This is a genomic window from Brevibacterium sp. K11IcPPYGO002, assembly GCF_050920635.1.
In the GTDB taxonomy this organism is placed as follows: Bacteria; Actinomycetota; Actinomycetes; order Actinomycetales; family Brevibacteriaceae; genus Brevibacterium.
This window is the reverse complement of the sequence record NZ_CP131929.1, coordinates 2766672-2779383: the sequence shown is the minus strand read 5'-3', so window position 1 is coordinate 2779383 and position 12712 is coordinate 2766672. Positions and strand designations below refer to the sequence as shown.

Annotated in this window: 11 protein-coding genes; 6 read left to right on the top strand and 5 right to left on the bottom strand. The window is 66.2% G+C overall.

Features of this window, described 5'->3' with window-relative positions; all coding sequences use genetic code 11:
* Window positions 1-250: 250 nt before the first annotated feature.
* Together QYM46_RS12580 and QYM46_RS12575 are read right to left on the bottom strand one after the other, a co-directional pair.
* Entirely contained in the window at window positions 251-1834 is a 1584-nt protein-coding gene (locus QYM46_RS12580) for a SulP family inorganic anion transporter (protein WP_432789180.1), read from the bottom strand.
* A 66-nt stretch (window positions 1835-1900) separates the two neighbouring features.
* Window positions 1901-2635: an LmeA family phospholipid-binding protein gene (locus QYM46_RS12575; RefSeq protein WP_432789179.1), complete on the bottom strand. Its 735-nt coding sequence runs from the start codon at window positions 2633-2635 to the stop codon at window positions 1901-1903.
* A 132-nt stretch (window positions 2636-2767) separates the two neighbouring features.
* Here QYM46_RS12575 and QYM46_RS12570 point away from each other — a divergent pair, with 132 nt between their 5' ends.
* Window positions 2768-3688 carry an SCO6745 family protein gene (locus QYM46_RS12570; RefSeq protein ID WP_432789178.1) on the top strand — a complete coding sequence of 307 codons (921 nt, stop codon included), beginning with the start codon at window positions 2768-2770 and terminating at the stop codon, window positions 3686-3688.
* Between the two features lie 5 nt (window positions 3689-3693).
* Here QYM46_RS12570 and orn read toward each other — a convergent pair whose 3' ends face one another.
* Window positions 3694-4293 carry an oligoribonuclease gene (gene orn / locus QYM46_RS12565; RefSeq protein ID WP_169253915.1) on the bottom strand — a complete coding sequence of 200 codons (600 nt, stop codon included), beginning with the start codon at window positions 4291-4293 and terminating at the stop codon, window positions 3694-3696.
* A 203-nt stretch (window positions 4294-4496) separates the two neighbouring features.
* Between orn and QYM46_RS12560 the strand changes: the two genes are divergently transcribed.
* From QYM46_RS12560 to QYM46_RS12550, 3 genes are all read left to right on the top strand, one after another.
* The gene (locus QYM46_RS12560; RefSeq protein ID WP_432789177.1) at window positions 4497-6116 is read left to right on the top strand and encodes a hypothetical protein; all 1620 of its coding nucleotides are present in this window, start codon (window positions 4497-4499) and stop codon (window positions 6114-6116) included.
* Window positions 6117-6273: 157 nt separating this feature from the next.
* Window positions 6274-7227 carry a tetratricopeptide repeat protein gene (locus QYM46_RS12555; protein WP_432791737.1) on the top strand — a complete coding sequence of 318 codons (954 nt, stop codon included), beginning with the start codon at window positions 6274-6276 and terminating at the stop codon, window positions 7225-7227.
* A 167-nt stretch (window positions 7228-7394) separates the two neighbouring features.
* Window positions 7395-9083 carry a hypothetical protein gene (locus QYM46_RS12550; RefSeq protein WP_432789176.1) on the top strand — a complete coding sequence of 563 codons (1689 nt, stop codon included), beginning with the start codon at window positions 7395-7397 and terminating at the stop codon, window positions 9081-9083.
* A 148-nt stretch (window positions 9084-9231) separates the two neighbouring features.
* Here the strand turns inward: QYM46_RS12550 and QYM46_RS12545 are convergent, their stop codons facing one another.
* Window positions 9232-9624 carry a hypothetical protein gene (locus tag QYM46_RS12545; protein WP_432791736.1) on the bottom strand — a complete coding sequence of 131 codons (393 nt, stop codon included), beginning with the start codon at window positions 9622-9624 and terminating at the stop codon, window positions 9232-9234.
* Between the two features lie 146 nt (window positions 9625-9770).
* Entirely contained in the window at window positions 9771-10121 is a 351-nt protein-coding gene (locus QYM46_RS12540; protein WP_139468900.1) for a hypothetical protein, read from the bottom strand.
* A gap of 114 nt (window positions 10122-10235) precedes the next feature.
* Here QYM46_RS12540 and QYM46_RS12535 point away from each other — a divergent pair, with 114 nt between their 5' ends.
* Both QYM46_RS12535 and mnmA read left to right on the top strand, forming a co-directional pair.
* Window positions 10236-11447, top strand: coding sequence for a cysteine desulfurase family protein (locus QYM46_RS12535; RefSeq protein ID WP_432789175.1), 1212 nt, complete (start codon window positions 10236-10238; stop codon window positions 11445-11447).
* Entirely contained in the window at window positions 11444-12658 is a 1215-nt protein-coding gene (gene mnmA / locus QYM46_RS12530; RefSeq protein WP_432789174.1) for a tRNA 2-thiouridine(34) synthase MnmA, read from the top strand. The genes QYM46_RS12535 and mnmA overlap by 4 nt, the downstream gene beginning before the upstream one ends.
* The last annotated feature ends 54 nt before the right edge of the window (window positions 12659-12712 follow it).

The window sequence follows — 12712 nt, the reverse complement described above, 5'->3', positions numbered from 1 at the left end:
CGGGCGGAAAGCGGCATTGCGCATGGCGGGAGACATCTCCCACAGTGTAGCCGACCGGCGGCGCGCCGTGCCAACGAGACTTAAGTGGGTACAGATTGCTCGTTTCGGGCGCGAAAATGGCAATCTGGCCCCACTTATCCTCGGGAACCGGGCCGTGCACCCCCGGGAACCGGGCTCGATACCTTCGGGAACCGGGCCCTGTACCCGAGGGAACGGGGGTCGGGTGGCCGGATTCCGCCTCGACGGGCAGCTATCCCAGCCCACCGGAGAGCCGCGCGTGCAGCGTCTCGGTGTACGCGTTCATTCCGGTGATCTCCACACGCGTGCCCATGGCTTCGTACTTCGTGACGATCGCATCGAGGGCGGCCACGGTCGACGCGTCCCAGACATGCGATTCGCTCATGTCGATGACGACCCGATCGGGATCATGCGTATAGCGGAACTGAGTGGTCAGATCATTCGAGGAGGCGAAGAAGAGTTCGCCGCGGACCGCATAGCGGGCGACCGCCTCGGCGGAGGCGGAACCGGTCTCGTCGCGCGGGGCGACCGGAGACTCCGCATCGACCTGATCGTCCGGGGCGCCTGCCACGACCGTGCGTTCGACCGTGACGAAGTGTGCCACCCGCCGAACGAAGAGCACACTGGCCACGAACACGCCGACGACGACGCCGATGGCCAGGTTGCCTGTGGCGACGACGACCGCGACGGTGGCGATCATCACGAAGGTCTCGGACTTCGGCAGCATCGTAAGCGTCGAGGGGCGGATGGAATGCCAGTCGAAGGTGTCGACGCAGACCATCATCATGATCGCCGCGAGCGCGACCATCGGGATCATGCCCACGATGTCGCCGAGCACGACGACGAGGATGAGCAGGAACGCACCGGCCATGAACGTCGAGATCCTGGTCCTCGCCCCCGAGGCGCGGACGTTGATCATCGTCTGCCCGATCATCGCGCAGCCGCCCATGCCGCCGAAGAGGCCGGAGATCATGTTCGCGGCTCCCTGACCCCAGGACTCGCGTGTCTTGTTCGAGTGCGTGTCGGTGATCTCGTCGACGAGTTTCGCCGTCATGAGCGACTCCATCAGGCCGACCAGAGCCATGGCCAGAGAGTAGGGGGCGATCGTCGTGAAGGTCTGCCAGGTCAGCGGGATGTCAGGAATGAAGAGTTCGGGCAGGCTGCGCGGCAGTTCGCCCTGGTCACTGACGGTGGGAACATCGATGGCGAAGACGATGACGATGCCGGTGATGACCACGATCGTGATCAGCGGTGCCGGTACGACCTTCGTCAGCTTCGGCATGAACACGAGCACGACGATGCCGATGGCCAGGAGCGGGTAGACCATCCACGGCACCCCGATGACATGGGGGACCTGGGCCGCGAAGACGAGGATCGACAGGGCGTTGACGAACCCGACCATGACGCTGCGGGGGATGAATCGCATGAGCTTCGCGACCCCGGCCACGGCCAGCAGGATCTGGAATATGCCGGCGAGCATGACGGTGGCGATGAACATGTCCATCCCGTGTTCGCGGGCGACGGGGGCGATGACGAGGGCCACCGCTCCGGTCGCCGCGGAGATCATGGCCGGACGTCCGCCGAGGAACGCGATCGAGGTGGCCATGACGAACGCGGAGAACAGCCCGACCTTCGGGTCGACCCCGGCGATGATCGAGAACGCGATCGCCTCGGGGATGAGGGCCAGCCCCACGACGAGTCCGGCCAGAACCTCACGGGTGAGCAGCCTCGGAGAGGTCAGTGCGGTGAGGACGGTCGGATCGGGTCGGTAGCGGTGGGAATCGTCGGCGGTTTCGGCGGGAATGGGAGTCGTCACGACCGGAACACTACCCGATCGCCGAGGCGGCCCGACCCGACCGTGGTCGCCCAGGTCCGCAACCGGTCACTGCAGGCTGACCCCGGATCCGTGGAGGCTCACCTGCAGTCCCGCCTCGGTGGCGGTGATGTCGGTGAGCTCGAGACCGGCGGGCAGGAAGTCGAGATCGATGACGATATCGGAGATCTCCGAGGTGAGGAACCCGGGCAGGCGGTCGAGGGAGAACTCCGCCGAACCCAGCTTGATCGTCGTCGCATCGACGACGGCCCGTCTGCCGTCGGCCTTCGGGTCGATGCCCACGAGCAGATCCTGACCGAGCATCGACCCCTTGAGGAAGAGCTCACCGTCGACGGTGGTGAATGTCATCCCCTCGGGCAGGTTCGCATGCTCGGCGGCGAGCTCGTCGAGGGTCGAGTGGGGGAGCACCGCGGTGCCGTCGACGGTGCCGATCGGCTTCGACCCGCTGGTCGGAACGTCGTAGAGCTTCGCATCGACGTCGGTGAAGTCGACGCCTTCATAGGTCGCCTCGGCGGCGGTGACATGCACCGAGTTCAGCTCTCCGGAGGCCAGCTGCGTGAGGATGGGGAAGCCCTCGACGGAGACCTCGGCGTCTCCGTAGTCGGCAAGCCCGTCGGCGATGCGCTGCTCCGTGGTGTAGTCGACGATGCGGTCGGCAGCGATGATGCCGATGAGGAGGGTGAGGACGATGACGACGGCGGAGACGATGAACGTCGTCCGCCGGCGGCGACCTCGAGGCCGCTCGTTCGGCTGCGGGTACTGAAGAGTCTGCGCCGTGGTCATGGGCTCCATTGTTGCGCACTCGTCGACGAGTCCGGCAATCGTGCTGCGCCGGCCCCGGTCTGGTTCGCATGGCGCCGACGATGGACGCGCATACCCATTTACCTGGGACGGGACCGCCCATAGGATGACGATATGGATTCCCAGCGCACACAGAACATCAGAACGGTCTCGTCCCGCATCAACTCCTTCCACTCGTCGATGTACTTCTCACAGACGGTCGGCGCCGAATATGCCAAGTACGGGCTCGAACCCGGCGTCGAAGGCAATATGGCCGCACGTTCGGCTCCGCTGGGACGGGTGAATCCCGGGGTCGTGTCCGCCGCGTACTACAACTACTCCGCGGACTTCGTCGCCGGAATGCTGCCGCGCCTGTGGGAGACGGTGACCCCGGAGCAGATGGTCCAGGCCCGCTTCGACGCCGTGAGCGCATACATGGCCGAACTCTTCGACGATCGTGACGACATCGCGCTGCTCACCGAGGCGGCCGACCAGATGACCCAGACTCTGGCCCCCGTGCTCGCCGCCATGGACTTCTCCGGCCGCACCCTGGCCGCCGCCACCGCCGATGTCATCGGCAGCCACCAGGGGCGCACCGCGTTCGAGAAGTTGTGGGACGTGGCGACCATAGCTCGCGAATTCCGCGGCGACGGCCATGTCGCCTCACTCGTCACCGCCGGTGTGCCCGGAATCGACGCCCTCATGCTCGACGTCGCCACCGGCGCCGGATTCCGCCCGCGGGCGGCGCAGAAGACCCGCGGCTACACGGATGAGGAATGGCAGACCGCGCAGACGAGGCTCGCCGAGGCGGGGCTGATCACCGTGGACAAGGACGACCGCGGGCATGACCTGCCCACCATCACCGAGGCGGGCCGTGACCTGAAGGAACAGGTCGAATCTCTCACCGACGGCACTGTTGCAGCCGCGTGGTCGGTCCTCGACGATCGGACGATCGAATCGCTGCTCTCGCCGAGCCGGGATCTGCTGCGCGTCATCGCGAAGTCAGGTGCCTTCCCGTCGAACATCTTCGCCCGCCCCGAGAAGAAGGCCGGCTGAGATGGTCAGCCCTCGTCGGACGCGTTCGCCTCGGTGAGGGTCGAAAAGCTCTCGGCCACCTCGGCGGCGATCGATTTCGCTTCATCGGAGCTCGGTCCCTCGGCGGAGAACACGGCCTTCCGGTAGTACTGGAGCTCGATGATCGAATCGATGATGTCCCCGAGTGCGCGGTGATTGCCGTGCTTGGCCGGCGCCTGGAAATAGGCGCGCGGGAACCACTGCTTGGACAGTTCCTTGATCGAGGAGACGTCGATGATCCGGTAGTGCAGGTAGTCGACGAGTTCGGGCATCTGCTTGGTCAGGAAGACCTTGTCGGTGCCCACGGAATTGCCGCCGAGCGGGGCCTTGCCCGCCTCGGGGACATGCTTCTTCACGTATTCGAGGACCTTCGCCTGCGCCTCGGCGGCGGTGGTGCCCGCGTCGAGTTCGGTGATCAGGCCCGAGGTGGTGTGCATATTCGTGACGAACTCGTTCATGTTCGCCCGTGCATCCGCCGAGGGCCTGATGACGATGTCGATTCCCTCGTCGAGGGGGTTGAGCTCGAAGTCGGTGACGATCGCGGCCACCTCGATGAGTTCGTCCCGCACCTCGTCGAGGCCGGTCATTTCGCAGTCGATCCACACAATTCTGTCGTTGCTCACCCGCCCAGCTTAGGCCAGGGGCAGGTGATCGGGACATTCCGGGGTGGGCGTGTGAACGTCGACACACACTGAGCGTGCGCACAAAGGCGATGTCCGGCATGTGACTTAAACTTGAAGAGTCCCCGAACTGGGGTGCCATTTTTGCTCGGCTGAGGGAAGGTACGCACGTGCGTTACACATTCGCTGTGATTCTCATGGTGGTGGGTGTCGTCGTCGGTGGCCTCGGCATCCTGCAGAAGACCCTGTGGGCGCCGGAGGATACGATCACTGCCACCGCGCAGATCGACGCCGACAAACCGGCGGTCATCGTCGACCCCGGAATGCTCAACCTCTACGAAACCCCGACCACACTGACGGCCAAGGGCAGCGGCGACCTCACGATCGCCCAGGCACCGATCGAGAACGTCGAAGCCTGGGCAGGACAGTCCGCCTATGACCGCATCACCGGACTCGCCGAAGGCGGCAAGCTCACGACCAAGGCGACCGACGGTGAAGGCACGGTGCCCAACCCGGCCGGGGCCGATCTGTGGCAGTCGGAAGTCACCGGCACCGATTCGGTGGAACTGGAATGGAACGACGACGCCAACCGGACCGGCTTCCTCATCGCCGGTGACGGCGAAGCCGGAGCGGTCGAATCCGTGACGCTGACCTGGCCCAACCACGCAGATACCCCCTGGGCGCTGCCGCTGATGATCATCGGCGGTGTCGCCTTCATCAGCGGCGTCGTCCTCCTCGTCCTCGGCGCGAACAATTCGAAGAAGGAAGCGAACCGACGCAAGGCACGGCAGGAACGTCGCCGCAAACTCGCCGAGTACGGCACCGCCTTCGCCGTCGTCCCCGTGCTCGCGCTCAGCGCCTGCGGGCCCGAAGAGCTGCCGAAGCCCGAACCCTCCGAGGCGCCGAGTTCAGCGGCCGCGGGAGTCACCGACGACCAGGCCAAGCGGATCCTCGACTCTGTCGCCACCGACATCACGGCCGCGGACAAGAAGACCGATAAGAAGGCGCTGGCCGAACGTGCCGCCGGCCCCGCTCTCAAACAGCGTGAAGACCTGTACAAGGTCAAGGAGAAGGTCGAAGACCAGAAGATGGCACCGGCCGTGGCCAGCGACGAGATCGTCGCCAACTACACATCGGCCACCGACGCCTGGCCGCGCGTGACCAGCCTGATCACCTCTGCCGGAGGGAGCTCGCAGCTGCTCGTGCTGACCCAGGAGGACCCGCGCAGCGACTACAAACTGTGGTCGCAGACCCAGCTGACAGCCGGCACGAAGCTGCCCGAACTGCCCGACTCGCGTCAGGGCGCGAAGATGCTCGAGCCCGGATCCAAGGACTTCGTCACGACTCCGGAGAAGGCCGTCGCCGACTACGCGAAGGCCCTCGGCAGCGGAGCGGACTCGAAGGAAGCGAAGAAGTTCGACTCCGATGACTTCTCGAAGTCCATCTGGAAGAACCAGAAGGAGCAGAAGGCCAGCGCCGAGGAAGGCAAGGCCGAGGTGAAGTACAAATACACTCCGGGCAAGGAACTCGTCGCTCAGGGCACCGCCGGCGACGCCGCCATCGTCACCGGAGTCATCGACGCCGAATCGACGATCAGCCCCGAATCGAAAGAGGGACGCACCGGCACCCTGACCCTGTCATCGCCGCAGAAGGAGCTCGTCGGCTCCGCGTCGACCAAGCAGCCCGTGACGACGAAGACGACCCAGGTGCTCACCTTCCTCGTGCCCAAGGACGGCAAAGTCAAACTCATCGGCGGACTCGAGACTCTCGCCGGAGCCGAAGCAGGCTGAGGCGGCAGGGCCGGCACCGTGGCGTCCTTTCCCCGACGGCTGAGGAAATAGCCGCAGACGCACCGGTGTTGATACGTTCTGTTGGAAAAGCATGGACCAGGTGCGTCACGGTATTCGCCGAACCCACCGACCGCGTCACAAAGGAGACCACGTGTCAATGGATCCCTCGCAGGAGAACGCACAGCCCGATCAGGGACTCGACCTGTCGGCGGTGCGCAGCAAGAATATGCCGGCCGGACAGGGCGGGCAGGCCGGTAGTGCGGGTGCCGGCGGTGGCCAGGCTGGAGGGGACCCGAACGCGGTCGCCGTTCCGGGACTGGTCTTCGACGTCGACGAATCGACCTTCACCAGCCTGGTGGCGATGTCCGATCGCGTGCCCGTCGTCATCGACCTGTGGGCCGAATGGTGCGAACCCTGCAAACAGCTCTCGCCGATCCTCGAACGCGTCGTCACCTCCTATGGGGGACGTCTGGTGCTGGCCAAGGTCGACGTCGATGCGAACCCGCGTCTGCAGCAGGCCTTCGGAGTCCAGTCGATCCCCACGGTCGTCGCCCTCATCAAGGGCCAGCCCGTCCCGCTGTTCCAGAGTGCTCTGCCAGAACCGCAGGTCCAGGCTTACTTCGACGAACTGCTCAAGCTCGCCGGTGAGAACGGCGTGACCGGGCACGCCGTCACCGGGGAAGCCGAACCCGAACCGGCCGGTCCCGCCCACCCAGAGGCCGAAGATGCACTCGCCAAGGGCGACTTCGACACTGCCGAGAACTTGTTCAAGGCCGCGCTGGCGAACTCACCGGCCGATGAAGAGGCGAAATTCGGTCTTGCCCGGGCCGGGTTGGGACGTCGCCTCATCGACCAGGAGCCGGCCGACCTCATCGCCGCCGCCGATGCCGATCCCAAGGACGTCGAGGCCGCGAAGGCAGCCGCTGACGCCGAAGTCGTCAGCGGCAATGCCGCCGGTGCGTTCAGCCGACTCATCTCTCTCATCCGCACCACCACGGGCGAAGAGAAGGAATCCCTGCGACTGCGCGTCCTCGATCTCTTCGAGGTCCTCGGCGCCGATGACCCAGCCGTGACCAAGGCACGGACCGCACTCATGAGGGCACTGTTCTGATCCAGCGAATCCGACTCATCACCGCCATCCTCTTCGGCGTAGCGGCACTCACGCTCGCCGGACTGGTCATCTCTGCGCTCTCGGTCGTCGGCACCGACGAGATCACAGAGACGCCTGCCTTTACAGTCAGGGACGGGGCCTACGCCGTCGTCCTCGACGAGGCGATCGTGCCCTACTCGGGTTCGAGCGTGACCGTGACGGCGAAGAACTCGAAGGGCACGGAACTGTTCGTCGGAACCGCCAGCGGGGTCGACGCCGACAGCTACCTCGACGGAGTGGCACAGGAGCAGATCAGTGATGTCTCGTTCCCGAACTCCGCCTCCCATCGGTTCACTCCCGGTGATGAGAAACCGGAGGCCGATATCGCCGACCGCGACTGGTGGATCAGCACAGATACTGGACAGACGGTCGCGAAGACCTTCGACCTCGATGCTCAGCCGCAGGTGCTCGTCATCGCCCCTGCGAACTCCGATGACAGTCTCGAAGGAACGACGGTGAGCCTCCAGATGCGCGTCAAGGGTGTCTTCGCCCTCAGCCTGCTCGGCATCGCCGGCGCGATCATCCTCGCCGGATTCTCCGTGTTCTTCTTCATGCGCTGGTGGGCCTCACGCATCCGCCCGCCGAAGAAGGACGCCGGACGGCCGGACAACAGCGGACCGGAGGGTGGCGGGCCCGCGGGCGGCGGCAGCGGACCCCACGACGGCGGCGAAAACGGTCCCTCGGGCGGCTCCGGCCGCAGCGGCCGTAACGGCCGGGGACCGGCCGCTGACCGCGCGGTCAAGGGCGAGCCGGGACCGGCGACCCAGCCGATCTCGACGGTGCAGCCGGACACGGCCGGCCAAGCGCCGCCTCGGCGACGGGATCTGCGGAACCGACGGTCCTTCCGCGCCGTGACGGCCTCCGTCTTGGGCACCGGACTCGTGCTCAGCGGCTGTGCGAACATGCCGATCGCCAAGCCCAGCAGCCCGGATACCACCCCGTACGAACGCACCGCGGTGCGACCCGGCGAGGCCGGGAAGTTCATGACGAACTACACGGAATCGCTGGACAAGACCCTCGGGGACAAGGGCACCGACCTCGATAAGATCCAGGCGGCACCGCTCATCGACCACACCCGCGCGCAGATCCAGATCGCGGACAAAGCGAAGCAGAAGCTGCGTGCGCCGAACTTCACCGAAGTCGTCGCCGGCAGCCCGAACTTCACCGAATACCCGATGTGGTTCTACGCCTTCGGCACCGCGGACAAGAAGTCCACGGACGGCGACAAGCAGCTGACCCAGGTGATGCTGGTGACGCGGGAGTCGGCATCGACCGATCCGCTCGTGCGCTCGGCATCCTATATCCCCGCTGACCAGATGCCGACGCTGATGGCCGATGACAGCGGAGCCGTGGAGGAGGGCCCCGAGGACTTCGCCGACGATATGACGACCGCCTCCGATGACGTCTCGTCGTTCCTCGTCGACGGCAAGGCCAAGTCAGGTGGCCCCGACGGACTCAAGGAGGGCGGATTCAAGGGATTCCGCGACTATGTGGGTGACCTGCGGGACAAGGACTCCGGCTTCGACAAGGTCGACGTCGACTGCAAGCCCTATGAGGACCTCAAGTTCGAGGACATGACCTTGAGCACCGAAAACGGCGCGATCGGAATGGGCGAAGTTCGCTGCACGCTGACGATCAAGGCACCGTCGGACTACGCACTCGACCTCGGCGACACCGTCGAGGCCGTGAAGACTAACGACAAAGAGGGCGACACCATCAAGGTCGACACCGCGCACCCCTATGTGCTGATGAGGACCGGTGACGAGCTCACCGCCGTGGCCACCGACTGGAACGTCCTGTCCTCCAAGGTGGAGTGACCCGCGCTCAGCCGCGGTGGGCGTGGTGCGTCAACACCAGCGGGTTCGAAATTCATACGCACTGATCGAGATCACGGCATATGCATTTTGAACCCGCTCATGCGCGACTCAGCCGCGACTGGCGCGATTCAGCCGCGGCTTGCGCGACTCAGCCGCGGCTGGCGCGGCGGCCGACGCGCAGCAGCCACCACAGGCCGATGAGCGGCAGGAGCAGCGGAATATAGCCGTACCCGCTGCCGAAGTTCGACCACACCGACGGCTTCGCGAAGTCCTCGGGATGGGTGTGGCTGAGGATGCCGACGACGATGACGCCGACGAATTCGACCGCGCAGGCGGCAACGGCGATCCGGTGTGAGACCCGGTTGCCGATGACCAGGCAGACCGTGGCGAGGATGTAGATCACCGCAGCCATGGCGGACAGCGAATACGCGATCGGCGCGACGTCGAACTCGCGGATGAGCTGGTAGCCCGCCCGGGCCGTGGCCGAGAGCGCGAAGACGCCGTACACCGCCGTCAGCGCCCGTCCCGGTCCGGTATGCATCGCCGAGTACGGCGACCGTCCGGTCTTTCCCCTCGCCGAGGCGGCCGTGGAGTCCGCATCGTCTGCTGATGGTGCGCGGCCTGTTGAGCTGTTGCCTGCTGAGTTCGCATCGTCGGCGGAGTCCCCGCCGAACCGATTGCGCCTGGTCACTGCCAAATCTGGTCCAATCTCTCGATCATCACGATCACCGTCAGTCCTGCCGCGGCCAGGACTCCCGGCCCCCAGCGGCTCAGTTCCGCGAACGCCCAGAACCCGGCCAGCGCCATGACCATGATCGCGGTGATGATGTAGCCGAAGTAGAGCAGCGGATCGACATCATGTGTGGAGCCGAAGGTCGCGATCGAGATGATCAGCTGCACGATGAGCAGCAGCAGAAGCAGAGCGGCACCGCCGAGCAGGGCCTTGCCCGCCGGACGGTTGCGGATGGTCTCGACGATCGACCACAGGGTCAGGATGCCGGTGGCGGCGTAGAGGACGATGGTGAAAACGGTGAACACCCGACTCAGTTTAGTCGGCCATGCCGGCGGGCAACTCGTCCGGAGGTGTCGCTCGGCGGGTGAGATGCCGCACGGATCCTGGCCGTAGCCCGGCTCACGCCCTAAAATTGCAGGGTGCCCATCTATCTCGATCACGCAGCCACCTCGCCGATGCCCGCCGAGGTGCTCGAGGTGTACACGAAAGAGCTGGCCCGCCGGGCCAACCCTTCGGCCCTGCACGCGGTCGGCCAAGCCGCGCGGATGCGCATCGAAGAGGCACGTGAGGTCATCGCCCGCGCGGTCGGCGCGGCCACCTCGTCGGAGGTGATCTTCACGTCGGGCGGCACCGAAGCGGACAATTTCGCTCTCAAGGGCCTCTACCTCGCTCGCAACAACGGGACGTTCACGGAGCCTGCCCGCCCGCGGGTGCTGACGACGACGATCGAACATCCCGCGATCCTCGAGACCGTGGAGTGGCTGGAGAGCCTCGGCGCCGAAGCCGTCTGCCTCGACGTCGGTGAGACCGGACGACTCGACCTCGACGCGGCACTGACCGAACTGCGCCGCGACCCAGAACGCACCGCGCTCATCAGCGTGATGGCCGCGAACAACGAGATCGGCACTCTGCAGCCGATCGCCGAGATCGGGGAAGCCGCCGCCGAACTCGGCATTCCCTTCCACATCGACGCCGTGCAGGCGCTCGGGCAGATCCCGCTCGACTTCGCCGCACTCAAGGCGACGGCGATGACGATCACCGCGCACAAGATCGGCGGCCCCGTCGGCATCGGCGCGCTCCTGCTCGACCGCGCGGCGACCCCTACGCCGATCCTCCACGGTGGGGGGCAGGAGCGCAGCGTGCGCTCGGGCACCCTCGACGTCGCCGGTGCGGTGGCCTTCGCCGCCGCCGTCGATCTGGTCACGAGCGACCTCGAGTCCCGGGCGGCACGACTGTCGGGGCTGCGCGACCGCCTCATCGACGGAATCGAATCGAGCATCGACGGGGTCAGGCTCTCCGGCCCGCGCGGAGCGGACCGCCTGCCGGCCAACGCACACTTCACGTTCCCGGGCTGCGAGGGGGACTCGCTGCTCTTTGGTCTCGATGCCAGGGGATTGGCCACCTCGACGGGATCGGCCTGTTCTGCCGGTGTCTCCCGTCCCTCCCATGTGCTCTTGGCCTGCGGTCTGGATGAGGACAGCGCCCGCACCACCCAACGCTTCACACTCGGTCACGATACGACCGAAGCCGATGTCGACGCCCTGCTCGCGGCCCTGCCCGAGGTCGTCGACCAGGCACGCCGAGCCGGGATGGTTTCGGCAACACCCCGATGGATGCAAGGAGCATCATGAGAGTACTCGTCGCCATGTCCGGCGGAGTCGATTCCTCCGTCGCAGCCGCCCGTGCCGTCGACGCCGGACACGAAGTCGTCGGCGTTCACCTCGCCCTGTCCCGAATGCCCGGGACCCTGCGCACCGGATCACGCGGCTGCTGCACGATCGAAGACTCCCGCGACGCCCACCGCGTGGCGGGAATGCTCGACATCCCCTTCTACGTCTGGGACTTCTCCGAGAGGTTCAAGGAAGACATCGTCGATGACTTCATCGCTGAATACGCCGCCGGACGCACCCCGAACCCGTGCATGCGCTGCAACGAGCGCATCAAGTTCGCAGCCCTCCTCGACCGCGCCCTGGCGCTCGGCTTCGACGCCATTGCCACCGGCCACTACGCCGAGGTGCTCCGCGATGACGACGGTCGGCCCGAACTCCATCGCGGTGAGGATCTGGCCAAGGACCAGTCGTACGTTCTCGGTGTGCTCACCTCCGACCAGCTCGAGCACTGCTACTTCCCGATCGGGGCGACCGCGTCGAAGGCCGAAGTGCGCGCCGAGGCGGCCGAGCGCGGTTTCTCCGTGGCCAACAAGCCCGACTCCTACGACATCTGCTTCATCCCCGACGGGGACACGAAGGCGTGGCTGGCCGACAAGATCCCGATGCGTCCCGGACTCATCAAGGACTCCGAAGGTGAGGTTCTCGGCGAGCACGACGGGGCGATGACGTACACGATCGGTCAGCGCAAGGGCCTGGGCATCGAGAAGCCCGCTCGTGATGGCAAGCCGCGGTTCGTCACCGGCCTCGACCCGGCGACGAACACCGTCACCGTCGGGTCGCGCGCCGACCTCGCGGTCTCGCATCTGACCGGCATCCGCACCTCCTGGGCCGGAGCCGCACCCTCGGACATGGGGGACACCCCGGAGACCGGCATCGACTGCGAAGTGCAGATCCGTGCCCACGCCGATCCGGTGCCGGCCCGTGCCTGGCTCGGCGAATTCGTCGCCGAGGCGCCCGAGCATGAAGTCAACCCCATCGTCGACGAGGTCGAGGTGCCTGCCGCGCGTCCGGCCGGGCAGCTCATGCACGTCGACGTCGATGAGGAGCTGTCCGGAGTGGCTCCGGGGCAGACCATGGTCATCTACCGCGGCACCCGTGTGCTCGGCCAGGCCACCATCGACTCCACGGCGAAGGACCGCATCACCCCGGCACCCGAGTTCGCCGGCGCCTGAGCCGCTTCCGCGAGTCGAGGCGAGGGCTGTGGGGCCGATGTCGGCCACTGGCGA

What these genes read in the sequence shown, in the direction of transcription:
- mnmA (WP_432789174.1), top strand. Translation starts at nt 11,444, where the DNA reads ATGAGAGTACTCGTCGCCATGTCCGGCGGAGTCGATTCCTCCGTCGCA.
- QYM46_RS12575 (WP_432789179.1), bottom strand. Translation starts at nt 2,635, where the DNA reads ATGACCACGGCGCAGACTCTTCAGTACCCGCAGCCGAACGAGCGGCCT.
- QYM46_RS12570 (WP_432789178.1), top strand. Translation starts at nt 2,768, where the DNA reads ATGGATTCCCAGCGCACACAGAACATCAGAACGGTCTCGTCCCGCATC.
- orn (WP_169253915.1), bottom strand. Translation starts at nt 4,293, where the DNA reads ATGACCGGCCTCGACGAGGTGCGGGACGAACTCATCGAGGTGGCCGCG.
- QYM46_RS12555 (WP_432791737.1), top strand. Translation starts at nt 6,274, where the DNA reads ATGGATCCCTCGCAGGAGAACGCACAGCCCGATCAGGGACTCGACCTG.
- QYM46_RS12545 (WP_432791736.1), bottom strand. Translation starts at nt 9,624, where the DNA reads ATGCATACCGGACCGGGACGGGCGCTGACGGCGGTGTACGGCGTCTTC.